We start from the raw sequence: 22,879 nt of genomic DNA, 5'->3' as shown, positions 1-22,879 counted from the left end.
CGGGCCGCCCGACGCGACGCCGGACGTTCGGCGACTCCCGAGACGGATATTCAGGCGCGGTGTGCGGCCGGAACCGGACGACCGGGTAGGGTCTGACGCCGTGCCCGGCAATCCACGTCCACGTACCGTGACCGGAGTCCGGCTCGGCGATCTCGCCGTCCGGCTCGCTGTCGACCTCCCGGCGGACGCCGCTGGAGTGGTCGTCACCGGGGCCACCCACGCCAGCCAGGAGGTCCGCCCCGGCGACCTGTACGCGGCCCTGCCCGGTGCCCGCCGGCACGGCGCGGAGTTCGCGGCCGGCGCTGCCGAGGCCGGCGCGGTGGCGCTGCTGACCGACCCGGCCGGCGCCGAACTGGCGGCGGGGTCCGGCCTGCCCGCCCTGGTGGTGTCCGACCCCCGTGCGGTGCTCGGCGAGGTGGCCTCGGCCGTCTACGGCGACCCGACCGCCGGGCTCACCGTGATCGGCGTGACCGGCACCGCCGGCAAGACCTCCACCGCCTACCTGATCGAGTCGGGCCTGCGCGCCGCCGGGCACACCACCGGGCTGATCGGCACCGTGGAGACCCGGCTCGGTGACCTGGTGATCGACAGCGTGCGCACCACCCCCGAGGCGACCGATCTGCACGCCATGCTGGCCACCGCCCGCGAGCGCGGGGTCACCGCCGTGGTCATGGAGGTCTCCAGCCACGCGCTGGCCATGGGCCGGGTGGGCGGCGTCCGGTTCGCCGTCGGCGGCTACACCAACTTCGGCTCCGACCACCTGGACTTCCACGCCGACAGCGCCGACTACTTCGCCGCCAAGGCGCAGCTCTTCGACGGCCGGTGCGCCGTCGAGGTGCTCAACCACGACGACCCGGCGCTCAAGTCGCTGTACAAGCCGGCGACGGTCAGCTACTCGGCGGCCGGCGACCCGGACGCGACGTGGTGGGCCGACGGCGTCGGTGGTGAGGGGTACGCCCAGCGGTTCACCGCGCACGGCCCGGACGGGCTGGCCCTGCCCACCGGGGTGGCGCTGCCCGGCCGGCACAACGTGGCCAACGCGCTGCTGGCCATCGCAGCGCTGGTGGGTGCCGGGGTGGACCCGGCGACCGCGGCGGCCGGCGTGGCGGCCTGTGGCGGCGTACCGGGCCGGCTGGAGCTGGTCGACGTCGTGGGGCCGGTGCGCGGGGTGGTCGACTACGCGCACAAGTCGGACGCGATCGTGGCCGCGCTGGCCGCGCTGCGCGAGCTGAGCGCGGGCCGGTTGATCTGCGTGATCGGTGCCGGTGGGGACCGGGACCGGGGCAAGCGGCCGGTGATGGGCGCCGCCGCGGCGGAGGGAGCCGACGTGGTGCTGGTGACCGACGACAACCCGCGCACCGAGGATCCGGCGGAGATCCGCGCCGAGGTGCTCGCCGGGGCGTACCGGGCCGGCACGGCCGCACGGATCATCGAGGTGGACGGCCGGCGGGCCGCCATCGACGAGGCGGTCCGGCTGGCCGAACCGGGCGACGTGATCGCGCTGCTCGGCAAGGGCCACGAGCGGGGCCAGGAGGTGGGCGGCGAGGTGTTCCCGTTCGACGACAGCACCGAGCTGGCCGACGCGCTGCGGGCCCGCTTCGGGGACCTGGCGGGTCAGCGGTGATCGCGCTGACCCTGGCCGAGGTGGCCGCCGCGGTCGACGGGCGGCTGGTCGCCGCCGACCCGGCCGTCACCGTGACCGGCACGGTCGAGTTCGACTCGCGCAAGGTGGCCCCCGGCGCGCTCTTCGTGGCCTTCCCAGGAGAGAAGGTCGACGGGCACGACTACGCGGCCGGCGCGATGGAGTCCGGCGCGGTGGCGGTGCTCGGCACCCGCGAGGTGCCCGGAGTGCCGATGGTGCTGGTCGACGACGCGCTGACCGCGATGGGCCGGCTGGCCCGCGCGGTGGTGGACCGGCTGCCCGGGCTGACCGTGGTCGGGCTGACCGGCTCCTCCGGCAAGACCACCACCAAGGACCTGATCGGCCAGCTCACCGTCCGGCTCGGCACCACGGTGGCGCCACCCGGGTCGTTCAACAACGAGCTGGGGCACCCGTACACGGCGTTGCAGGCCGGGCCGGACACCCGCTACCTCGTGCTGGAGAAGGGCTCGCGCGGGGTGGGGCACGTGCGCTACCTGTGCGAGATCGTGCCGCCGAGGATCTCCGTGGTGCTCAACGTCGGGACCTCACACATCGGTGAGTTCGGCTCGCAGGAGACCATCGCCCTGGCCAAGGGCGAGCTGGTCGAGGCGCTGCCGTCCGACGGCCTGGCCGTCCTGAACGCCGACGACCCACGGGTGGACGCGATGGCGAGCCGTACCAGCGCCCGGGTGGTCCGCTACGGCGAGGCCCCGGACGCCGACGTGCGGGCCGAGGACGTCACGCTGGACGATCGGGGGCGGGCGTCGTACACCCTGGTCACCCCGGAGGGGAGCGCGCCGGTACGGCTCGGGCTGACCGGCCGCCACCAGGTCTCCAACACCCTCGCCGCGGCGGCGGTGGCCCGGGAGCTGGGCATGCCACTGGCCGAGCTGGCCACGGCGCTCGGCGAGCTGGGGCTGGTCTCCACCCGACGGATGGACGTCTTCGACCGCCCCGACGGGGTGACCGTCATCGACGACTCGTACAACGCCAACCCGGCCTCGATGTCGGCCGCGCTGAAGGCGCTCGCCACGCTCGGCCGGGGTCGGCGTACCGTCGCGGTGCTCGGCTACATGGCCGAGCTCGGCCCGTTCGAGCGGGACGGCCACGCTGAGGTCGGCCAACTCGCGGCCGAGCTGGGTGTCGACCGGCTGCTCGTGGTGGGCGAGCCGGCTGCGCCGATCCACGAAGGCGCGACAGCGGTAGCGAACTGGGGAGGAGAGTCGGTGCTGCTCACCGATCAGGCAGCGGCCGTCGAGGTGCTGCGGGGCGAGCTACGGCCGGGCGACGTCGTCCTGGTCAAGGGCTCCCGGTACCGGACCTGGGAGGTGGCCGACGCCCTGCGCGCCGACGCCACCTCTGAGAATGGAGCTACCGCGTGAGGGCGGTCATCGTCGCCGTCGGGGTGGCCTTCCTCGTCTCGCTCTTCTGCACCCCGATCGCGATCAAGGTGTTCACCCGGCTCAAGGCCGGCCAGCCGATCCGGGCCGAGGGCCCGGCCATGCACCAGACCAAGAAGGGCACGCCCACGATGGGCGGCGTGGTCTTCATCCTGGCCACGGTGATCGCGTACGTGGCCGGGCACCTGGCGCTGACCACCCTGCCGGACGCGCAGATCGCCCAGGTGGAGCCGACCATCACCGCCCTGGTGCTGCTGGGGCTGATGGTGTTCTCCGGTGCGGTGGGCTTCCTCGACGACTTCCTCAAGGTCCGCAAGCGCAACAGTGCCGGGCTGAACAAGCGAGGCAAGCTGCTCGGCCAGATCCTGGTCGGCGCGGTCTTCGGTGTGGTCGCGCTGTACTTCCCGAGCACGATGACCGACGCGTCGGGCGCGGTGACCAACACCGAGACGGTGGGCAGCACCACGCTGAGCTTCATCCGGGACATCGACGCCCTGGAAGTCAGCAAGATCGGCGCGATCATCATCTTCATCTTCGTGGTGATGGGCGCCACGAACGGGGTGAACCTCACCGACGGCCTGGACGGTCTGGCCACCGGCGCCTCGGTGATGGTGCTCGCCGCGTACGCGTTGATCGCGTTCTGGCAGTACCGGCACTGGTGCGCCGACCCGAGCTACACCCAGTCGTACTGCTACGCCGTCCGCGACCCGTTGGAGATCGCGCTGATAGCCGGGGCGGCGGCCGGGGCCTGTGTCGGCTTCCTGTGGTGGAACACGTCCCCCGCAAGGATCTTCATGGGTGACACCGGTGCGCTGGGGCTGGGCGGCCTCATCGCCGGCATGGCGATGTCCACCCGGACCATCCTGCTGCTGCCGATCATCGGCGGGCTCTTCGTGATCATCACGATGTCCGTGGTGATCCAGATCATCTCCTTCCGGACCACCGGCAAACGTGTGTTCCGGATGTCGCCGCTGCAGCACCACTTCGAGTTGGCTGGCTGGAGCGAGGTCAACATCGTGGTCCGGTTCTGGATCATCGCCGGCATCGGGGTGGCCATCGCGCTGGGCCTGTTCTACAGCGAGTTCCTGGCCAACATGACCTGACCCGGCGCACACCGGCCAGCACACCTCGGCCCCCGGTCCCGCTCGCGGCGGACCACCGGGGGCCGTGGCGTGTCCATCCGACACGCCGGGGGTGCCGTTGTGGGCGTGCGCGGCGCGCGGAGCGGTGATGATGTCCGGGTGGGGGAGGAACCAGGCACCGAGGACAGGACAGCCGGCCGGTCGCGGCGGTCGCCGGGCGCGGGGCGTACCGCGTCGCCGCGCGGCCCGGACGACAAGCGTGGGCCGGACGACAAGCGTGCACCGGACGACAAGCGGGGGTCGGACGACAAGCGCGGGTCGGACGGCTCGCGTGGGCCGGCAGCGGGCACCGCGGCGCGGGAGCCGGAGCCGGCCGTGCCGGCGCCGCTGCGTGGGCTGGACGCCGCTGGTGGGCTGGCGGCGCTGCGCGGTCTACTGGACCGGCCGCTGGCCTCCTACTACCTGCTGCTGTCCAGCGCCGGCCTGCTGCTGCTGATCGGGCTGACCATGGTCTTCTCGGCGACCAGCGTGCGGGACTTCGCCGAGGACGGCAACGCCTCGGCCTCGGTGACCAAGCAGGCGATCTTCGCGGTGATCGGCATCGGGGCGTTCTGGGCCTGCCAGCGGCTGCCCGCCACCACCTACCGGTCGCTGGGCCGACCGCTGCTGATCACCTCGGTGGGGCTGCTGCTGGTGCTCAACCTGCTGCTCGCCTACGCCCGGCTGGCCGGCAAGGAGTCGGCCCAGCTCGGCCCGTTGAAGGCCGAGCTGCTCTGGCTGTTCGTCGGCGGGATCCAGCTCCAGCCCTCCGAGCTGGCCAAGTTCGCGTTGGTGCTGTGGGGCGCACACGTGATCGCCCGCAAGGGTGCCGCGCTGGGCTGGTGGCGGGAGCTGGCCACCCCGCTCTTCCCGGTGATCGGGCTGCTCTTCGTCCTGGTCGGCTACAACGACGTCGGCACCATGCTCTGCCTGCTGGCCCTGGTGGTCGGCCTGCTCTGGGCGGCCGGGGTGCGGATGCGGGTCTTCGGCGCGCTCTCGGTGGCCGGCCTGGCCGGGATCGGCCTGCTCATCGCGGTGGCCTCGCTGGGTGCCGGCTCCGGCGAAAAGGGTAAGGAGAACTACCGCTTCGCCCGGCTCACCTACTTTCTCAACCCGCCGCCGCCGCAGGAGTGCGGCGACCCCTGCTACCAGATCTACCAGGGCCGGCTGGCCATCGAGCACGGCGGCTGGTTCGGCGTCGGGCTGGGTAAGAGCAGCCTCAAGTGGGACTGGCTGCCCGCGGCGCACAACGACTTCATCTTCGCGATCATCGCCGAGGAGTTGGGCGTGATCGGCTGCGTGGTGGTGCTCGCACTCTTCGCGGTGCTCGCGTACACCGGGCTGCGGATCGCCCGGCGGGTCGACGACCCGTTCCGCCGGCTCGCCGCCGCCGCGGTGACCACCTGGCTGGTCAGCCAGGCCGTGATCAATATCGGTGGGGTGGTCGGGCTGCTGCCGATCACCGGCCTGCCCCTGCCGTTCATCTCAGACGGCGGAAGTGCCCTGGTCGTGACGCTGGCGGCGATCGGGATGCTGGCGTCCTTCGCGCGCGCCGAACCCGATGCGGCCAGAGCACTGCATGCCCGTCCGCCGGCCCGGTGGGTCCGACTACTCTGGGCCCCGTTGCCGCCGCTTCCCGGCCGGCGTCGCCGGCCGGCGACGCCGTCGGCTGGCCGAGGGTCCGTGCCCCGGTCCCGCGCGCGACGACAGGACGACCAGGCCGTACCGCGCGGCGTCCGGCAGGACCGGAGTCGCGCGGGTTCGGCGAGCGAGAGGAGACGCTGATGGGTCCGCTGCGTTCGGTAGTGCTCGCGGGAGGTGGCACCGGGGGGCACATCTACCCGTTGCTCGCCTTCGCCGACTGCCTGCGCCGACACGACCCGGGCGTCCGGATCACCTGCCTCGGCACACCCAAGGGCATGGAGAACGAGCTGATCCCGCCGCAGGGCTACGACCTGCGGCAGATCCCGGCGTACCAGCTGCCCCGGTCGGTGAACATGAACCTGGTCCGCACGCCGGGCCGGATGTGGACCGCGGCCCGCGCGGCGGGCAAGATCATCGACGAGGTGCGCGCCGACGCGGTGGTCGGCTTCGGTGGGTACGTCTCGGTGCCGGCCTACCTCGCCGCCTGGCGCCGGGAGCTGCCCATGGTGATCCACGAGGTGAACGTGCCGCCGGGGGTGGCCAACCGGCTGGGCATGAAGTTCACCAAGAACATCGCGGTCGGCTTCCCGCACCAGCCGAGCCAGGCCGAGTCGCTGCGCGACGCCCGCGTGGTCGGGGTGCCGCTGCGCCGCAGCATCGCCACGCTGGACCGGTACGCGCTGCGCAACGCCGCCCGCGCCCACTTCGGGCTCCGCCCGGACCTGCCGGTGCTCTTCGTCGCCGGAGGCTCCTCGGGCGCCCGCTCGATCAACCTGGCGGTCTCCGGGGCGGCCAAGGAGCTGGCCCGCAACGGCGTGCAGGTGCTGCACGTGATGGGCGCCCGCAACGAGCCGGTGCCGATCCCCACCGACCTGCCGGTGCCGTACGTGACGCTGCCCTACCTGTCCGAGATGGAGCTGGGTTACGCCGCCGCCGACCTGATGCTGGGTCGGGGCGGTGCGATGACCGTCGCCGAGGTGGCCGCGATCGGGCTGCCCACGATCTACGTGCCGTACCCGCACAGCAACCAGGAGCAGAGGCGCAACGCGCTGCCCGTGGTGGAGGCCGGCGGCGGGATGCTGGTCGACGACGCGGAGCTGACCCCGGACTGGCTGGAGCGCACCATCATCCCGCTGATCCGTGACCCGCAGCGGTTGTACACCATGGGCGCGGCGGCAGCGGCGTACGGGCGCCGCGACGGCGACGAGGCGCTACGCTCGTACGTCATCGAGGCGGTGGCCCGATGACCGCGCAGTTCACCCCGGCCGGCACGCTCACGGCCGAGGACCTGGGCACCATCCACCTGATCGGGGTGGGTGGGGTCGGCATGAGCGGGCTCGCCCGGCTCTTCCTCACCCGGGGCATCCCGGTCTCCGGCAGTGAGCTGCGCGAGTGGCCGTCGCTGGCCGGCCTGCGGGCGCTGGGTGGGACGATCCACATGAGCCACGAGGCGACCAACCTCGATGGCGTGGACACCGTCGTCTACTCCTCGGCCATTCCGCAGGACCACCTGGAGATGGTCGAGGCGCGCCGGCGTGGCCTGCGGGTGCTGCACCGCTCCGAGGCGCTCGCCGCGGCGATGACCGGCCGCCGCGCGGTGGCGGTGGCCGGCACCCACGGCAAGACCACCACCACCTCGATGGTGACCATGGTGCTTCAGCAGGCCGGGGTCGATCCGTCCTTCGTGATCGGCGGGGAGATCTCCGAGGTCGGCTCGGGCGCCCACCACGGCAGCGGCGAGTACTTCGTGGTCGAGGCGGACGAGAGCGACCGCTCGTTCCTCATCTACCGCCCGTACGTCTCGATCATCACCAACGTCGAGGCGGACCACCTCAACACCTACGGCGACTACGCGACGCTGGAGGCGGCGTTCGTCGAGTTCGCCCAGCTCACCGACCCGGACGGGTTCATCATCACCTGCGCCGACGACCCGGGCGGGCGGCGACTGGCCGAGAGCCTGCGCGCCGAGGGGCGGCGGGTGTACACGTACGGCGAGGCGGCCGACGCCGACCTGCGACTGACCGACATCGTCTCGTCCGCGCGCGGGGTGCGGTACCTGGCCGCGATCGACGGGCGGTCGCTGGGCGAGTTCCGGCTGCCGGTGCCGGGGCGGCACATGGGCCTGAACAGCGCCTCCGCGGTGCTGACCGCGTACCTGCTGGACCTGCCGCTGCCGGCGGCGGAGGCCGCGCTGGCGGTCTTCCCGGGGGTGCGGCGGCGCTTCGAGCGCAAGGGCGTCGCGGACGGCGTGCTGGTCTACGACGAGTACGCCTACCACCCGACCTCGATGACGCTGGCGTTGCAGACGCTGCGCGAGGTGGCCGGGGAGGGGCGGCTGATCGTCGTCTTCCAGCCGTACCGGCTGTACCGCACCCGCGATTCGCAGGCGGAGATCGCCGAGGCGCTGGCCATCGCCGACGAGGTGGTGCTGCTGGAGGTCTTCGGGCCGGGTGAGCTGCGCCAGCCCGGCGAGGGCTCGGCGGCGCTGATCGAGGCGGTGGCGCTGCCCGCCGAGCGGAAGGTCTTCGTCGACTCCTGGGAGGCGGCGCCGGTCGAGGTGGTCCGCCGGGCCCGCCCGGGGGACGTGGTGGTGACCATGGGCGCCCCGCCGATCTCGCTGATGGGCGACGAGTTGCTGGCCGGCCTTCTCGCGCGTACCGCGGGCTCCGCGCCGACGGCGACCGTCGACCCGGTGGCCACCGCTCCGGCGGTCGGTCATCCGGTGGCCGGCGGCTCCACCGCCGGCGGCGACGGGGCGGCCCTCGGTGGCACCGCCGCACCGGACGGCGCGGCGCCCACGGCCGGATGAGCCCCGGCCCGGCCCGAGGGCGGACGAGCGGCGCCGACGGCGGCGCTCCGCGACGCGGTCCGGTCCGGCGCTGGCAGCTGGTCCGGGCGGGCAGCGACGCGGTGCCGGCGTCGACCCGCCGGTTCATGGCCCGCGCCCGGCAGCGCCGGATGCGCGCGGCGCTGCCGTGGGCGGCGACCGCCGGGGTGCTCGCCCTGGTCGGGCTGGTCGCCTGGACGGTGCTCGGCACCGGGTTGTTCGGGGTCCGCGAGGTGAAGGTGGAGGGTGCCAGCCTGGTCACCCCGGTACAGGTGCGTGACGCGGTCGGGGTGGCCGACGGGGTGCCGCTGGCCCGGGTGGACCTGGCTGCCGCCGCCCGCCGGGTCGGCACGCTGGCGCCGGTGGAGCGGGCCACGGTGTCCCGGGACTGGCCCGGCGCGCTGGTGGTCCGGGTGACCGAGCGGACCCCGGTGGCGGTGGTGCCGCAGGGTGAGGCGTTCGCCCTGGTCGACCGGACCGGGGTGGCGTTCCGGACGGTGCCCCGGCGCCCCGCGGAGCTGCCGCTGGTGCGGGTGGCCCGGCCGGCCGTCGACGATCCGGGTACCCGGGCCGCGCTGGAGGTGCTCGTCGCGTTGACCCCGGAACTGCGCGCCGAGTTGGTGGACGTGAGCGTGGAGGGGCTGGCGCGGATCAGCCTGCGGTTGCGCGGGGACCGGACGGTGGTCTGGGGTGACGCGACGCGGGGTACGGACAAGGCCCGGGTGGCCACCGCACTGCTCGGCGAGGACACCGACCGGATCGACGTGAGCGCGCCGGACGTGGTGACCTTCCGCTGAGCGGGGGGCGTGCCGCGGGGTGCGAGGACGTGACTCATCGCGCTCTGGGCGGCGACACGCCGGTCGGGTCCTTGGCCGATCGCGCGGCGGCGCTTACGTTGCCCCGAAGAGGATCAGTGGTTGACATAACTGTAAGCCTCTAGTAGAGGGTGAGGGTTCACCTCTGATCCTCGGTGGTTACAGCTGTTGTCGGCCGCTGGGCAGGCCACGCCGTACCCGGTCGGCCGAAGCCAATCTCGAAGGGAAAGGACCGGAGATGACACCTCCGCACAACTACCTGGCGGTCATCAAGGTCGTCGGCATCGGGGGCGGCGGCGTCAACGCCGTCAACCGGATGATCGAGGTTGGGCTCAAGGGCGTCGAGTTCATCGCGATCAACACCGATGCCCAGGCGCTGCTGATGAGTGACGCCGACGTCAAGCTCGACGTCGGCCGGGAGCTGACCCGCGGCCTGGGCGCCGGGGCCAACCCGGATGTCGGCAAGAACGCCGCCGAGGACCACCGCGACGAGATCGAGGAGGTGCTCAAGGGCGCCGACATGGTCTTCGTGACCTGCGGCGAGGGCGGCGGCACCGGCACCGGCGGGGCGCCCGTGGTGGCGAACATCGCCCGCAAGCTCGGCGCGCTGACCATCGGCGTGGTGACCCGGCCGTTCTCCTTCGAGGGAAAGCGCCGCCAGGTGCAGGCCGAGACCGGAATAGACGAACTGCGCAACCAGTGCGACACCCTGATCGTCATCCCGAACGACCGGCTGCTGGCACTCGGCGACCGCGGCATCAGCATGATGGACGCGTTCCGCACCGCCGACCAGGTGCTGCTCTCCGGTGTGCAGGGCATCACCGACCTGATCACCACCCCGGGTCTGATCAACCTGGACTTCGCCGACGTCAAGAGCGTCATGAGCGGTGCCGGCAGCGCGCTGATGGGCATCGGCAGCGCCCGCGGCGAGAACCGCGCGGTCGAGGCGGCCGAGGCGGCCATCTCCAGCCCGCTGCTGGAGCAGAGCATGGACGGCGCGCGCGGCGTGCTGCTCTCCATCGCCGGCGGCTCCGACCTGGGCCTGTTCGAGATCAACGACGCGGCCCAGCTGGTCACCGACGCGGCCCACCCGGACGCCAACATCATCTTCGGCGCGGTGATCGACGACGCGCTCGGCGACGAGGTGCGGGTGACGGTCATCGCGGCGGGCTTCGACGGCGGCACGCCGGCGTACAAGGCGGCCGAGCCGTCCCGCAAGACCAACACCAACCAGCCGGCGCCGCAGAGCGCTCCGGTCCCGGCGCCGGTCACCATGCCGGCCCCGACCCAGTCGCCGCGTCGGGTGCTCTTCGACGACGTGGACGTGCCCGACTTCCTCAAGAACGGGTCCTGAGCACCGCCGATGACCGACAGCCCAGCCACGGTACGACCGGAGCGGCGTGCCGAACTCGCGGCCGGCCTGGCCCAGGTCCGGGCCCGGATCGCCGACGCGTGCGCGGACGCCGGCCGGGACCGTTCCGAGGTCACGATGATCGCGGTGACCAAGACCTACCCGGCGGACGACGTACTGGCGCTGGCCGGGCTCGGGGTGACCGACGTGGGGGAGAACCGCGACCAGGAGGCGGCCGGTAAGGCCGCCGAGGTGGCCGCGGCCGGGGTGAGCCCGCGCTGGCACTTCATCGGCCAGCTACAGCGCAACAAGGCCCGTTCGGTGGTCCGGTACGCCGACGTGGTGCACTCCGTCGACAGTGTCCGGCTGGCCCGGGCGCTGGCCACCGCGGCGGCCGACCGGGAGCGACCGTTGGCCGCCCTGGTGCAGGTGAGCATCGACGGCGATCCGGCCCGGGGTGGCGCGCTGCCCGATTCGGCCGACCCGAGCGTCGGGCTGGAGGCGGTGGCCGAGGCGCTGGCCGGTGCGTCGGCCCTGCGGCTGGGCGGCCTGATGGCGGTGGCGCCGCTGGGCTGGGCGCCGGAGCGGGCTTTCGCCCGGCTGGCCGAGGTGGCCGAGGCGTTTCGCGCGGTCCACCCGGGAGCGAGCGCGTTGTCCGCTGGAATGAGCGGCGACCTGGAAATCGCGATCCGATACGGCGCGACACATGTCCGCGTCGGTAGCGCGTTGCTCGGAATGCGCCCCACGCTGCGGTAGCCTGACCGCGAAAGAAGCAAATTACATCAGTGTTGTTTCAGGGACGGCGTCTCCTTGTCGGGGGTCGTGGCGTGCGACGCGAATCGCGCGCCAGGGGATTGCCGTTCCGGTCCGATGGGCATGGTTGTCCAATCGCGACGAGCGACATGGCACGGGGGCGCGTGCCGCACGGCGGACGGAAGGGCGCGGGATGGGTGCACTGCGCAAGGCGGGGGTCTGGCTCGGTCTGGTCGAAGAGGACGACGAGCGGGCCTACGATGACGGTGGCTACGACAAGGGTGGCTACCGCGACTCGCGGTACCGGCAGAGCCGGTACGCCGAGGAGTTCGCTGACGAGGACGACGACGACACCGAGGAGCCGCCGGCTCCCCGGCCGCGGGCCAGTGAGCGGGGTCGGCTCTCCGACCGGGCGAACGGGCGCGTCAGCGACTCCGACCGGGGCGACGGCGAGCGTCCGGAGCGGGTCGAGCGGTCCAGCGTCCGGTCGATCACCCGGTCGTCTGCCGGCGAGACCTCCGGTGCGCTGACCTACCACACCCGGGACAACCTTGCCCTCGCGCCGCAGGCCAGCCTGCGTGAGCGGGCGGTGCCCGAGGAGGAGCAGCGCTACCAGATCACCACGCTGCACCCGACCACCTACCGGGAGGCGCGCACCATCGGTGAGCACTTCCGCGACGGGGTGCCGGTGATCATCAACCTCACCGAGATGGATGAGGCCGATGCCCGCCGTCTGGTTGACTTCGCCGCCGGTCTGGCGTTCGGGCTGCGCGGTACGATCGAGCGCGTGACCAATCGGGTGTTCCTGCTCTCACCGGCCAATGTCCAGGTCACCGCGGAGGACAAGGCCAAGATCGCTGAGGGCGGTTTTTTCAGTCTGAGTTGATCCCGCCCGACCCGAGGGACGTCGCTGACCGTGTTGTCGATCTTGCTGCAAGTGTTGTACCTGATCCTTTATGTCTTCCTGCTCCTTCTTCTGTCCAGGTTTGTGCTGAGCGCCGTCCTGCAGTACGGCCGTCGGTGGCAACCGGGGCGTGGAGCATCGGCAGGATTGGAATCCGTGTGGAGCGTCACTGATCCCCCTCTCAACGCGTTGAGGCGTGTGATCCCTCCGCTGCGAATTGGTACCGTGAGCATCGACCTGGCCTCCCTTGTGCTCCTGGTTATCCTGTTCGTGCTGATGGAGTTCGTGTTAGGGCCGTCGATCAGGGCATCTGCCTGATGACCGACGCGCTTTCGCGGCCGCAACTGACCCGAGGAGTTTCGATGCCGCTGACCCCGGCCGACGTCCACAACGTCGCCTTCAAAAAGCCGCCGATCGGCAAGCGGGGCTACGACGAGGAGGAGGTCGACGCCTTCCTGGACGAGGTCGAGCGCGAGCTCGCCCGTCTCATCGAGGAGAACAACGAACTGCGCGCCCAGGTGGAGCGCGGCGGCCGTGGCGGTGCCCCCGCCGGCCCCGGCGGCGACGCCCGACTGGCGGCAGAGCTCAACGACGTCAAGGCCCAGCTTGACCGGGTGCAGCGCGACAAGGCGTCCGCCGAGCAGGCCGCCCGCGCCATGCAGGCCGAGCTGGAGCAGGTTCGCGCGACCGGCGGCCCGGCGGTCACCGGTGACGGTGAGCAGCAGGCCCTGCGCGTGCTGATGATGGCCCAGCGCACCGCCGACGACCACGTGTCCGACGCGCGCCGCGAGGCCGACCAGCTGCTGTCCGAGGCCCGCGGCAAGGCCGAGGAGGTGACCCGCGAGGCTCGCGCGAAGGCCGACGCCCTCGAGCGGGACGCCCGCCAGCGGCACCAGGAGGCCATGGGCGGCCTGGACGCCAAGCGCACGGCGCTGCAGAAGCACATCGAAGAGCTCAAGCAGTTCGAGCGCGAGTACCGCACCCGCCTCAAGGCCTACCTGGAGAGCCAGCTGCGTGACCTCGACGGTCGCGGCCAGGGCCTCGAGGCCGAGATGACCCGCTCCGAGGCAGGCCGGGTCGCCGGTGGTGGCAACGGGCTGGCCGCGGCGGGCCTCGCCGGTTCGTACGGCGGCGGCGGGCGCTCCGGCGCCCTCGAAGCCGGACGCTGAGCACCGGCCGGCGATCGCGTCCGCCGATGGTGACGGTCGCCGGCCCCGCCTGGACGGTACGACGCGGCGGGGGTGAGCCGTGATAGTCGCAAGTCTGCTGCTCATCCTCGTCGCGGTGGTGCTGCTGGTGCTCGGCCTGGCCGGTGGCTCCAGCTTTATGTTGATCATCTCCATCGCGGCCAGTCTGCTGGCCGCCGTGGCGTTGGTGGTGGGCGCCCGCCAGGCAGCCGCCAACCGCGCGACGGCGGAGCCCGGCCGGCCCGGCTGGCGGCACCCCGGAGCGCCCCGCACGGCCAACCAGGCCGGACCGGGTGTCGCGTACGGGCCGCCGCTGGTCGAGCCGGAAGTCCCGGTCCAGCACGTGCCCACGACGTTCGGTACCGGCGGCACCGGGTGGCGGCAACCACCCGAGCCGCCGGCCGACCACGCGTCGCCCTTCGACGCGCCGGTGGAGCAGGGGCCGCCCTTCGCGACCCCGGCCGACCAGGCGCCCACCCCGGCCGACCAGGCGCCCACCCCGGCCGACCAGGCGCCCACCCCGGCCGACCAGGCGTCCACCCCCGGCGGCCAGGTGTCTCCCTTCGCGGCCCCGGTCGACGAGGCGGCACGCCTCGATGCCCCGGCGGCAGAGGCCGCAGACGACGAGCCGACCGAGCAACCGATCACCCCGGCCGAGGCGGCCCGGGTCGCCCGGTTGCCCGACCCCGTCGAGGTGGTGGACGGTCGGCCCCGGTACCACCTCGCCACCTGCTCGCACCTGGCCAACCGGGTGCCCGAGACGCTGCCGGTCGCCGAGGCCGTCGAGCTCGGCTTCACCCCGTGCGCGCACTGCGCGCCGGCCACCGCCCTGCTGGCCGACGCCCGGCCGATCTGAAACGGCGTCCGGTGACCGCCCAGGACACGCTCACCGTGGCGGTACGGGTGAAGCCCAACGCATCCCGGGACCGGGTCGGCGGCCGGTTCGACGGCCCGCACGGCCCCGCTCTGGTGATCGCGGTGCACGCCCCCGCGGTCGACGGTCGGGCCACCGAGGCCGCCCGCCGGGCGTTGGCCGGCGCGTTGGGCGTCCGGCCGGCGGCGGTGTCGCTGCGTACCGGCGCGGCCAGCCGGGACAAGCTCTTCCTCGTCGACCGTCCCGGCCCGGGGCTGTCCGAGGTGCTGTGCCGCCTGCGCGACGGATCCGCCGGGTGAGGAACGCCCGGGCCAGGCAACCGTGACGCCCGGGCTGGATATCGCGCTGCTCCTCGGCGCGGCCGTGCTGCTGGTGGCGGTCGGCGCGGTCCGGCTCTCCACCCGGCTCGGGGTGCCCAGCCTCCTGGTCTACCTGGCGCTGGGCGTGGCGATCGGCGAGTCCGGGCTGGGCATCCGCTTCGACGACGTCGACCTGACGCGGACCCTCGGCTTCTGCGCCCTGATCGTGATCATCGCAGAGGGTGGCCTGACCGCCCGGTGGAGCACCCTGCGTCCGGTGCTCGGGCTGGCCGCCGCGCTCTCCACGGTCGGCGTGGTGGTCAGCATCGGGGTGGTCGGCGTCGTACTGCACCTGCTGCTCGGGCTGGACTGGCGGCTGGCGCTGCTCTACGGCGCGGTGCTCTCCTCGACCGACGCGGCCGCTGTCTTCGCCACCCTGCGCCGGCTGCGCCTGCCACCCCGGCCGGTGGCCACGTTGGAGGCCGAGTCGGGCATGAACGACGCCCCGGTGGTGCTGCTGGTGGTGCTCCTGTCCCACGAGGGCTGGTCGCACCCGTGGTGGTACGAGGCCGGCCTGGTCGCCTACGAGTTGGGCGTCGGCGCCGCGGTGGGCGTGGGCGTCGGCCTGGGCGGCGCCTGGGCGCTGCGCCGGGCGGCACTGCCCTCCTCCGGGCTGTACCCGATCGCCGCGGTGGGGATCACCGTGCTGGCGTACGCCGCGGGGGCGGTGCTGCACGCCTCGGGGTTCCTTGCCGTCTACGTGGCCGGGGTGCTGCTGGGCAATGCCCGGCTGCCGCACCGGCAGGCGATTCTCGGCTTCGCCGACGGGCTGGCCTGGCTCGCCCAGATCGGCCTGTTCGTGCTGCTCGGGCTGCTGGTCTCGCCGGTCCGGCTGGACGCGGCGGTGCTGCCGGCGGTGGTCGCCGGGCTGGCGCTGGTGCTGCTGGCCCGGCCGCTGTCGGTCTTCGTGTCGGCGCTGCCGTTCCAGGTCGGCCTGCGCGAGCAGGCGTTCCTGTCCTGGGCCGGGCTGCGGGGGGCGGTGCCGATCGTGCTGGCCACCATTCCGCTCTCCGAACGGGTGCCCGGCGCGGAACGGCTCTTCGACGCCGTCTTCGTGCTGGTGGTGATCTTCACGCTGGTGCAGACCGGGACGCTCGGGCCGTTCGCCCGCCGGCTGGGGGTGACCGCGCCGGCCGAGGCCACCGAGATCCACGTGGAGACCGCCCCGCTGGAGCGGATGCGGGCCGACCTGCTCCAGCTGGAGGTACCACCGGGGTCGCGGCTGGCCGGCGTACACGTCGACGAGCTGCGGCTGCCGCTGGGCGCCTCGGTCACCCTGGTGCTGCGCGACGGCGTGGGCTTCGTGCCCGGCCCGGACACTCGACTGAAGACCGGCGACAGCTTGTTGATCGTGGCCACCGCCGGGGTGCGTGACGCCGCCGAGCGGCGGCTGCGGGCGGTCAGCCGGCGGGGTCGGCTGGCCCGGTGGTTTGGTGAGTACGGGGATGAGGCGCCCGGTTGATCTGCTAACGTTCCCTTTGCCCCAGTTAGGCAAGGCTCGGGGCTGTGGAGCGGTGCGACGGTGCGGCACGTTGTCGGACGCCTGTACGTTCCGTATTCTTGCCAACCTCCGGAGTGTGCGGCCTTCGTTGCCGTGCGCCCCTTTTCGTACATAGGGGACGCCCTGGTCGGCGCCCCCTGACCAGGCATCGCGGGCCACCCCGGTGCCGCGGCCGAGGGAGCGACCCATGGCGAAGCCAGCCGACACCAAGACCGCCGGCCGAAAGCCGGTGGCCAAGGCCACCCGCAGCGCGGCGGAGACCGAGAAGATCCGGGCGGCGCTGGCGGCGCGGCGGGACGAGCTTCGCGCCGAGTACGATCAGACGCTGAGTGAGATCACCGAGCTGCAGCGCGATCGGCTGACCGACTCGGCCGGGGACGACCAGGCCGACACGGGCACCAAGACGCTCGAGCGGGAGCAGGAGATCTCTCTCGCCAACAGCATCCTGGAACGGATCACGCAGGTCGAGCGCGCCCTGGAGCGCCTCGACGAGGGTGGATACGGCTGGTGCGAGCGGTGCGGCAACCCGATCCCGGTCGAGCGCCTCGCCGCCTTCCCATCCGCCACCCTGTGCGTGACGTGCAAGCAGCTGGAGGAGCGGCGCTGAGGTCCGCTCCCCGGCGGCGATGAGACGGTGAGCGATCACCGCCGAGACTGTCGATGGGGAGCGCATGACCGCAGCACCGTCCGCCGAACCCGGCCGCACCGACCCGGGCGGGGGTAAACGCCGGCCCCGGGCCATCGCGATCCTCGCCGGAGTCGCCCTGGTGGCCCTGCTGGCCGACCTGGTCACCAAGCACCTCGCGCTGGCCGCGCTGACCGACCGGGAGCCGGTCCGGTTGCTCGGCGGACTGGTCTACCTGAGCCTGACCCGCAACAGCGGTGCGGCGTGGAGCATCGGCTCGGACCACACCTGGGTCTTCCCGCTGATCACCATCGGTGTGGTCGGCTGGATCGTCTGGATGGCACTGCGGCTGCGCTCGCTGCCCTGGGCGATCTCACTCGGCCTGGTGCTCGGCGGCGCGCTGGGCAACCTCATCGACCGGATCTTCCGGGCACCCTCCCCCTTCCACGGGCACGTGGTCGACATGATCAGCCTCTTCGACCCGTACGGCCAGGTCTGGCCGGTGTTCAACCTGGCCGACAGTTCGCTGGTGTGCGGCGTGCTGCTGGCCGTGCTGCTGGAGCTGACGGGCCGTCAGCGTGACGGCCGGCGGGTCGGTCGCGACGGCAAGCCAACCGACGCGAGCGAAGCCACCCACGGCGCCGACCAGCGGGAGCGGGCGTGACCTCCGCGTTCGCCGCTGGCGGCGACCACCGTTCACTGCCCGTGCCCGACGGCCTCGAGGGGATGCGACTGGACCAGGCGGTGTCCCGGCTGTTCGGGCTCTCCCGCACCGCCGCCGCGGCCCTGGTCGATGCCGGGGACGCGCTGGTCGACGGCACGGCCCGGCCCAACTCGCACAAGGTCAAGGCCGGCTCGTGGCTGGATGTCACGCTGCCGGCGCCGGTCGCACCACCGACCATGGTGCCGCAGGCGGTGCCCGGCCTGCGGGTGGTGTACGCCGATGACGACATCGTGGTGGTGGACAAGCCGGTGGGCGTGGCCGCGCACCCGAGCCCGGGCTGGACCGGCCCGACGGTGATCGGCGCGCTGGCGGCGATCGGGCACCGCATCTCCACCAGCGGCGCGGCAGAGCGGCAGGGTGTGGTGCACCGGCTCGACGTGGGCACCACCGGGATCATGGTGGTGGCCAAGAGCGAGCAGGCGTACACCGCGTTGAAGCGGGCCTTCAAGTACCGCGAGGTGGACAAGGGCTACCACGCGGTGGTGCAGGGGCACCTGGACCCGCTGCGCGGCACCGTCGACGCGCCGATCGACCGGCACCCCACCCACGACTACCGTTGGGCCGTGGTCTCCGGCGGCAAGCCGAGCATCACCCACTACGACACGCTGGAGGCGTTCCCGGCGGCCAGCCTGGTCGACGTCCGACTGGAGACCGGCCGAACCCACCAGATCCGGGTGCACTTCTCCACTCTGCGGCACCCCTGTGTGGGCGACCTCACCTACGGTGCCGACCCCACCCTCTCGGCCCGGCTCGGGCTGGCCCGACAGTGGCTGCACGCTCGCGAATTGAGCTTCCTGCACCCCCGAACGGGGGACGAGGTCCGGTTCGTCAGCGACTACCCTGACGACCTGGAACGCGCGCTTCAGGTCCTGCGTGACTGAGCGGCGGCCACCCGACACCGATCCGACGAGGGGATCCCGCCCGTGCGCGCCGGCGACCTGCTGCGGCAGTTGGACCAACGGCTGCTGCCGCCGCTGACCCGGGCCGTGGGCCGGCTGAATGACCGGTCGGCGCGGTTCGGGGTGCTCACCTGGGCCGCTCTGCTCTCCACGGCGGCGGTGCTGGGCACCGCGGTCTGGGCCGCCGACGACACTCCGGTCGGCGACCGGACGGTGGGCGAGGTGACCCGGGTCGGAGTCGTCGACGGCGACTCCGTCCCCGGCTACCTGCGGTCCGCCGCCGCCGACCTGGCCGCGCTGCCGACGGCGGCCCCGGCCACCGGGGACGGGACCTACGCACTGGTCACGCTTGGCGCGTACCTGCCGCCGCAGCGACTGGCGGCGGTGCTCGGCGACGTGCCGGTCTCGACGGTCTTCGGGCGGGTGCCGCTGCCTGGCCGGCAGACCGAGATCGTGAAGATTCCCGCGCTGCGGGTGCCGGACGACGTGGTCGCCGGGATGGAGCAGGTGGCCGTCCGTAAGGACACCGAGGCCGCCGACTACCGGGCCAGGGCCGCCGCGGTGAGCGGCGACGGTGCCGCCGAGCGGGAGTTGCGCGAGCGGTACGCCAGCGGCGCGGGCGTGGCGACGGCCGAGGCGGCGGCGTACCGCACCGGCTGCGCCTGCGTCTACGCGGCGGTGGTGCGGGCGACGCCGGGGGTCCTGCGCGGGGTGGCTGCCCGGCCGGACGTGCGGGCGGTCGACCCCGCCCCCGAGGTGTACCGGCTGGACCGCACCGTCTTCACGCCGCCGTTGCCCGAGCAGCACGACGTGGTCCGTCCGCCGGCCGACAGCGGGCCGACCCCGGACCCGACCTCGGACGGGCGGGGGGAGCCGGCGCCGGTGTCCCCGGCGCCGATGGGCGAATCGTCGGAACCCGCACCGGTCGTGACGATCCCGTCACCCGAGCCGTCGTCTGTGGAGCCCACCGAGCCGGCCCCGCCGACCGTCGCCACCTCCCCGGACGCCACCGGTTCCGCGCCGCTGGCACCCAGCCCGTCGTGATCCGCGCCGGGTGATGTGCACGCCGTGGTGTGGTCCGAATAGGGTTTCCTTCGTAGCCTGTCAGACGGAGATCGATGGCGCTGGGAGGGCGGGCCGTGGAGGGCAGTGAGACCGGCTGGGGCCGGCCGGCCGAACCAGCGCCGAGGTGGCGGGCATTGCTGGACCGCGCCCGGCACGGCAGCCGCGCCGCTGAGCAGGCCGAGCCCGAGCGGCGGGCCGAGGAGCCACCGCCGGCTCCCCTGCCGCGGCGCGCGAACCCCAACGGCTACTCCGGTCGGGCATCGGCCATCGGGCATCCGGCCGAGCTGTCGTACGGCGCGGAGCCCGGTTACCGGGCCGAGGCGACCTACCGGGTCGACCCCGCCTATCGTGCCGAGCCGACGTACCGGGCCGAGCCGGACTACCGGGCGGAGTCCGCGTACCGGGCCGAGCCGGACTACCGGGCGGAGCCCGCGTACCGGGCGGAGCCGGACTATCGCGCCGAGCCGGTGTACCGGGCGGAGCCGGACTATCGGGCCGAGCAGGCGTACCGGGCGGAGCCGGTGTACCGGGCCGAACCCGAACCCGAACCCGAGCCGCCGCCGAGCCGGGCCGAGCCGGTCCAGTCGCGCTACGCGCTGCTGGACAACGGCTACCGCAACGGCAGCCCGCCGGTGGAGTCCCGGTACGCGCTGCTGGAGACCGGCTACCAGCCGGAGACCGGCTACCCGCCGACCCCGCCGGCCCCGCCCGCCCCGCCGGTCACGCCGACCCCACCGGCCCCGCCGGTCATCCCGCCAGCCGCCCCGGCGGTCGGCTCGGCGATCGCGGAGCGCGGCTACCCGGCCCGTATCGAGTGGCGCCCGCAGGGTGTCGACCCGGAGCTGGAGCGGGCCAGCGGCGTGCTCCGCCGGGAGCTGGGCACCCCCCGGGTGTTCGCGTTCGCCAACCCCAAGGGCGGGGTGCACAAGACCACCGCGACCGTGCTCGCCGCTGCCACGGTCGGCAGCGTCCGCGGGCAGGGCGTGCTGGCCTGGGACGACAACGAGCTGCGCGGCACCCTCGGGCTGCGCGCCGGCAGTGCCCGACACGCCCGGACCATCCGCCACCTGATCACCGACCTGGCCCAGATCGAGATCCTGGAGGGCTCGACCCTGCTGGAGCGGTTGGACGACTACCTGCGGCACGCCTCCGACGGCTCGTACGACGTGCTGGCCGGAGAGGAGAGCCCACGCTTCGCCCAGCGACTGGACCAGTTCACCGTCCGGCGGGTGCTGGAGCTGCTCCGGCGTACCCACGACGTGGTCTGCGTCGACACCGGCAACAACGTGGAGAGCGCCAACTGGCGCACCGTGATGCAGGCCGCCGACCAGCTGGTGGTGACCACCGTGCCGCGTGAGGACGCCGCGTTCAGCGCCGACTGGATGCTCGATCTGCTGCACGAGGAGGGCATGGGAGAGCTGGCCGACAACGCGATCACCCTCATCTCCTGCCCGACGCCGGGCCGCCTGCCGCTGCAGGACGACCTGGAGCGGCACTTCGCCACCCGGACCCGCGGGGTGGCCGTGGTGCCGTACGACCCGGCACTGGAGACCGGCTCCTCGATCGAGTACCACCAGCTACAGCCGGAGACCCGGCAGGCGTGGCTGCACGCGGCGGCGATGATGGTGGAGCCGTTCGCCCGGTGAGCTGGTCTGCCGCCACCGGCGCCCCGGCCCCCCACCGGGCCTGAGAGGATCATCGGGTGAGCCCGGACACCCCCGACCCTGAGCGGCCCGTCGACGACACCGACCGGCCCGCGCCGCCCGGCGCGTCAGGTGCGACACCGTCGTCGTCGGCCGAGTCGACGGCCGTGCCACCGCCGGACCGACCGTTGCCGCCAGCCGGGTTCGATCCGGCCAATTCTCCGCCCTCGGCCGCGTACCAGAGCTCGCTGGAGCAGGGCGCCGACCAGCCGCCTCGCCGGATGCGGGTCGCGGCGACGGTGCTCGGGACCGCGCTCGCGCTGGCCGTGCTGGGTGCACCGCTCGGGCTGCTCTGGGCCGCCCTCGCGCCGGACACCCCGGTGCTCAAGACCGCCGAGGGGGCGATCTACGCCGAGCCGCAGCCGGAGCAGCCGATCGCCGCCGACGGTTGGTTCAGCGTGCTCGGGCTCGCCTTCGGGGTGCTCGCGGCGCTCGTCCTATGGTTCGTGCTGCGCAGGTGGCGTGGCCCGGTCGGGCTGCTCGCCGCCGTGCTGGGCGCACTGGCTGCCGCGCCGGTGGCCTGGCAGGTGGGCCGGCGGGTCGGCCGGGCCACCTTCGACCGGCTGCTGGACACCGCCCCGCCCGGCCAGGCCTTCAGCAAACCCGCCGACCTGCGGGCCGGCGGGGTCGACTGGCTGCTCGGCGTGCTGCCGGTGCCGCACGGCAACCTGCTGCTGCCGGCGTTCGGCGCCGCGATCATGTACACCCTGCTGGCCGGCTGGTCGCGCTGGCCGTCACTGCGCCCCGAGCCGGAGCCCGACCCGACCGCGTTCAGTTGGGCGTTGGCGGGGACGCCAACTCCGCCAGCGGCACCGGAACCGCCCGCACCTGGCGCAGCAGAGCCGCCTCGCGGTTGAGCAGCCGCAACTCGGCACGGAGCCGGGCGGCGGTGTCGTCGATCGCCAGCAGCCGCTGCCGGTCGTCGACGGTCAGCGCCGCGGTGGCCGCCACCAGGTGGGAGAGCACGGTCGGGTCCTCCGGCAACTGCTCGGAGATCTCCTCCGGGTCGGACCGGATCAGGCCCAGGTACTGCCGGAACACGGCGATCACCCGGGCGGCGAGCAGGTCGGCCACCTCATCCGAGCCGGCCGGCTCGGGCAGCCACTCGACCTCGGCGGTCAGGTAGGGCGCGGAGCGGTCGTCGACGTCGGCGACCCGGAACCGGCGCCGGCCGACCGTGACGATGTCGAAGCCGCCGTCGGGCAGCTTGGTCACCTGGCGCAGCTCGGCGGTGCAGCCCACCTCGTGCAGGGTGACGTCCCCGCTGACGGGCGTCGCCCGCGTGCCTGGCCCGGTCGGCGCGACCTCCCAGCCAGCCTGGATGGCCACCACCCCGAACTCGCGCGGGGCACCCTCGGGCAGGTCGACCAGGTGCCGGACCAGAGCCCGGTAGCGCTCCTCGAAGATGTGCAGCGGTAGCACCAACCCGGGAAAGAGCACCGTTGCGAGCGGGAACACCGGCAGCCGTGCGGTCACAGGTCGAGC

Annotated in this window: 21 protein-coding genes and 1 pseudogene; 21 read left to right on the top strand and 1 reads right to left on the bottom strand. The window is 73.4% G+C overall.

The features are described 5' to 3' along the window. Nucleotides 1-61: 61 nt before the first annotated feature. The 21 genes and pseudogenes from ACFY29_RS07125 (at nt 62) to ACFY29_RS07025 (ending at nt 22,251) form a co-directional block, all read left to right on the top strand. A complete protein-coding gene (locus tag ACFY29_RS07125; protein ID WP_386984039.1) occupies nt 62-1,624 on the top strand; it encodes a UDP-N-acetylmuramoyl-L-alanyl-D-glutamate--2,6-diaminopimelate ligase in 1,563 nt (520 codons plus the stop codon). Continuing rightward, nucleotides 1,621-3,024, top strand: a complete 1,404-nt coding sequence (murF, locus tag ACFY29_RS07120) for a UDP-N-acetylmuramoyl-tripeptide--D-alanyl-D-alanine ligase (RefSeq protein ID WP_386984037.1) — start codon at nt 1,621-1,623, stop codon at nt 3,022-3,024. Before ACFY29_RS07125 ends, murF begins: the two co-directional genes overlap by 4 nt. Then, nucleotides 3,021-4,145: a phospho-N-acetylmuramoyl-pentapeptide-transferase gene (mraY, locus tag ACFY29_RS07115; protein ID WP_328418881.1), complete on the top strand. Its 1,125-nt coding sequence runs from the start codon at nt 3,021-3,023 to the stop codon at nt 4,143-4,145. The genes murF and mraY overlap by 4 nt, the downstream gene beginning before the upstream one ends. 354 nt (nt 4,146-4,499) lie before the next feature. Continuing rightward, nucleotides 4,500-5,948: an FtsW/RodA/SpoVE family cell cycle protein gene (locus tag ACFY29_RS07110; RefSeq protein WP_386984672.1), complete on the top strand. Its 1,449-nt coding sequence runs from the start codon at nt 4,500-4,502 to the stop codon at nt 5,946-5,948. Then, a complete protein-coding gene (gene murG / locus ACFY29_RS07105) occupies nt 5,948-7,054 on the top strand; it encodes an undecaprenyldiphospho-muramoylpentapeptide beta-N-acetylglucosaminyltransferase (RefSeq protein WP_328418880.1) in 1,107 nt (368 codons plus the stop codon). Before ACFY29_RS07110 ends, murG begins: the two co-directional genes overlap by 1 nt. Then, nucleotides 7,051-8,616 (top strand): UDP-N-acetylmuramate--L-alanine ligase, encoded by a 1,566-nt coding sequence (murC, locus tag ACFY29_RS07100; RefSeq protein WP_328418879.1) that lies wholly within the window; start codon nt 7,051-7,053, stop codon nt 8,614-8,616. Before murG ends, murC begins: the two co-directional genes overlap by 4 nt. Next, nucleotides 8,613-9,431, top strand: a complete 819-nt coding sequence (locus ACFY29_RS07095) for an FtsQ-type POTRA domain-containing protein (RefSeq protein ID WP_328418878.1) — start codon at nt 8,613-8,615, stop codon at nt 9,429-9,431. The genes murC and ACFY29_RS07095 overlap by 4 nt, the downstream gene beginning before the upstream one ends. 256 nt (nt 9,432-9,687) lie before the next feature. After that, nucleotides 9,688-10,803 carry a cell division protein FtsZ gene (ftsZ, locus tag ACFY29_RS07090; protein ID WP_328418877.1) on the top strand — a complete coding sequence of 372 codons (1,116 nt, stop codon included), beginning with the start codon at nt 9,688-9,690 and terminating at the stop codon, nt 10,801-10,803. 9 nt (nt 10,804-10,812) lie between these two features. Beyond that, nucleotides 10,813-11,556 (top strand): YggS family pyridoxal phosphate-dependent enzyme, encoded by a 744-nt coding sequence (locus tag ACFY29_RS07085; RefSeq protein WP_386984033.1) that lies wholly within the window; start codon nt 10,813-10,815, stop codon nt 11,554-11,556. Nucleotides 11,557-11,746: 190 nt separating this feature from the next. Further along, nucleotides 11,747-12,439, top strand: a complete 693-nt coding sequence (locus ACFY29_RS07080) for a cell division protein SepF (protein ID WP_328418875.1) — start codon at nt 11,747-11,749, stop codon at nt 12,437-12,439. A gap of 30 nt (nt 12,440-12,469) precedes the next feature. Further along, nucleotides 12,470-12,775 carry a YggT family protein gene (locus ACFY29_RS07075; protein ID WP_030334503.1) on the top strand — a complete coding sequence of 102 codons (306 nt, stop codon included), beginning with the start codon at nt 12,470-12,472 and terminating at the stop codon, nt 12,773-12,775. 44 nt (nt 12,776-12,819) lie between these two features. Beyond that, nucleotides 12,820-13,626, top strand: a complete 807-nt coding sequence (locus ACFY29_RS07070) for a DivIVA domain-containing protein (protein WP_328426792.1) — start codon at nt 12,820-12,822, stop codon at nt 13,624-13,626. Between the two features lie 79 nt (nt 13,627-13,705). Further along, nucleotides 13,706-14,116 (top strand): annotated as a pseudogene (locus ACFY29_RS07065) (hypothetical protein); the annotation flags it as partial. A 395-nt stretch (nt 14,117-14,511) separates the two neighbouring features. After that, nucleotides 14,512-14,817 (top strand): DUF167 domain-containing protein, encoded by a 306-nt coding sequence (locus tag ACFY29_RS07060; RefSeq protein ID WP_328418873.1) that lies wholly within the window; start codon nt 14,512-14,514, stop codon nt 14,815-14,817. Nucleotides 14,818-14,839: 22 nt separating this feature from the next. After that, on the top strand, nt 14,840-16,339 hold the full coding sequence (locus ACFY29_RS07055) for a potassium/proton antiporter (RefSeq protein WP_328418872.1): 1,500 nt from the start codon (nt 14,840-14,842) through the stop codon (nt 16,337-16,339). 226 nt (nt 16,340-16,565) lie between these two features. Beyond that, nucleotides 16,566-16,985: a TraR/DksA C4-type zinc finger protein gene (locus ACFY29_RS07050; protein ID WP_328418871.1), complete on the top strand. Its 420-nt coding sequence runs from the start codon at nt 16,566-16,568 to the stop codon at nt 16,983-16,985. Between the two features lie 64 nt (nt 16,986-17,049). Then, nucleotides 17,050-17,667, top strand: coding sequence for a signal peptidase II (gene lspA / locus ACFY29_RS07045; RefSeq protein ID WP_328418870.1), 618 nt, complete (start codon nt 17,050-17,052; stop codon nt 17,665-17,667). Then, complete coding sequence (locus tag ACFY29_RS07040) at nt 17,664-18,608, top strand: RluA family pseudouridine synthase (protein ID WP_328418869.1); 945 nt, start codon at nt 17,664-17,666, stop codon at nt 18,606-18,608. The genes lspA and ACFY29_RS07040 overlap by 4 nt, the downstream gene beginning before the upstream one ends. 42 nt (nt 18,609-18,650) lie before the next feature. Continuing rightward, nucleotides 18,651-19,670, top strand: a complete 1,020-nt coding sequence (locus ACFY29_RS07035; RefSeq protein WP_386984029.1) for a hypothetical protein — start codon at nt 18,651-18,653, stop codon at nt 19,668-19,670. Nucleotides 19,671-19,744: 74 nt separating this feature from the next. Continuing rightward, nucleotides 19,745-21,337 (top strand): AAA family ATPase, encoded by a 1,593-nt coding sequence (locus ACFY29_RS07030; RefSeq protein WP_386984027.1) that lies wholly within the window; start codon nt 19,745-19,747, stop codon nt 21,335-21,337. 56 nt (nt 21,338-21,393) lie between these two features. Beyond that, entirely contained in the window at nt 21,394-22,251 is an 858-nt protein-coding gene (locus tag ACFY29_RS07025; protein WP_386984025.1) for a DUF2567 domain-containing protein, read from the top strand. On the opposite strand, the gene ACFY29_RS07020 is transcribed toward ACFY29_RS07025, so the two are convergent. Then, on the bottom strand, nt 22,166-22,870 hold the full coding sequence (locus ACFY29_RS07020; protein ID WP_328418865.1) for an LON peptidase substrate-binding domain-containing protein: 705 nt from the start codon (nt 22,868-22,870) through the stop codon (nt 22,166-22,168). The two genes, ACFY29_RS07025 and ACFY29_RS07020, sit on opposite strands and share 86 nt — an antisense overlap. Nucleotides 22,871-22,879: the final 9 nt, after the last annotated feature.

It is taken from the genome of Micromonospora sp. NPDC000668 (genome assembly GCF_042897975.1).
Classification (GTDB): domain Bacteria; phylum Actinomycetota; class Actinomycetes; order Mycobacteriales; family Micromonosporaceae; genus Micromonospora.
Note: the sequence above shows the minus strand (reverse complement) of the source record. Positions and strands in the feature narration are given on the sequence as shown.

Bases quoted from the DNA above. Each gene is read 5' to 3' on its own strand.
- murG (WP_328418880.1), top strand. From the start codon at position 5,948: ATGGGTCCGCTGCGTTCGGTAGTGCTCGCGGGAGGTGGCACCGGGGGG.
- murC (WP_328418879.1), top strand. From the start codon at position 7,051: ATGACCGCGCAGTTCACCCCGGCCGGCACGCTCACGGCCGAGGACCTG.
- ACFY29_RS07095 (WP_328418878.1), top strand. From the start codon at position 8,613: ATGAGCCCCGGCCCGGCCCGAGGGCGGACGAGCGGCGCCGACGGCGGC.
- ftsZ (WP_328418877.1), top strand. From the start codon at position 9,688: ATGACACCTCCGCACAACTACCTGGCGGTCATCAAGGTCGTCGGCATC.
- ACFY29_RS07085 (WP_386984033.1), top strand. From the start codon at position 10,813: ATGACCGACAGCCCAGCCACGGTACGACCGGAGCGGCGTGCCGAACTC.
- ACFY29_RS07080 (WP_328418875.1), top strand. From the start codon at position 11,747: ATGGGTGCACTGCGCAAGGCGGGGGTCTGGCTCGGTCTGGTCGAAGAG.
- ACFY29_RS07070 (WP_328426792.1), top strand. From the start codon at position 12,820: ATGCCGCTGACCCCGGCCGACGTCCACAACGTCGCCTTCAAAAAGCCG.
- ACFY29_RS07050 (WP_328418871.1), top strand. From the start codon at position 16,566: ATGGCGAAGCCAGCCGACACCAAGACCGCCGGCCGAAAGCCGGTGGCC.
- lspA (WP_328418870.1), top strand. From the start codon at position 17,050: ATGACCGCAGCACCGTCCGCCGAACCCGGCCGCACCGACCCGGGCGGG.
- ACFY29_RS07030 (WP_386984027.1), top strand. From the start codon at position 19,745: ATGGCGCTGGGAGGGCGGGCCGTGGAGGGCAGTGAGACCGGCTGGGGC.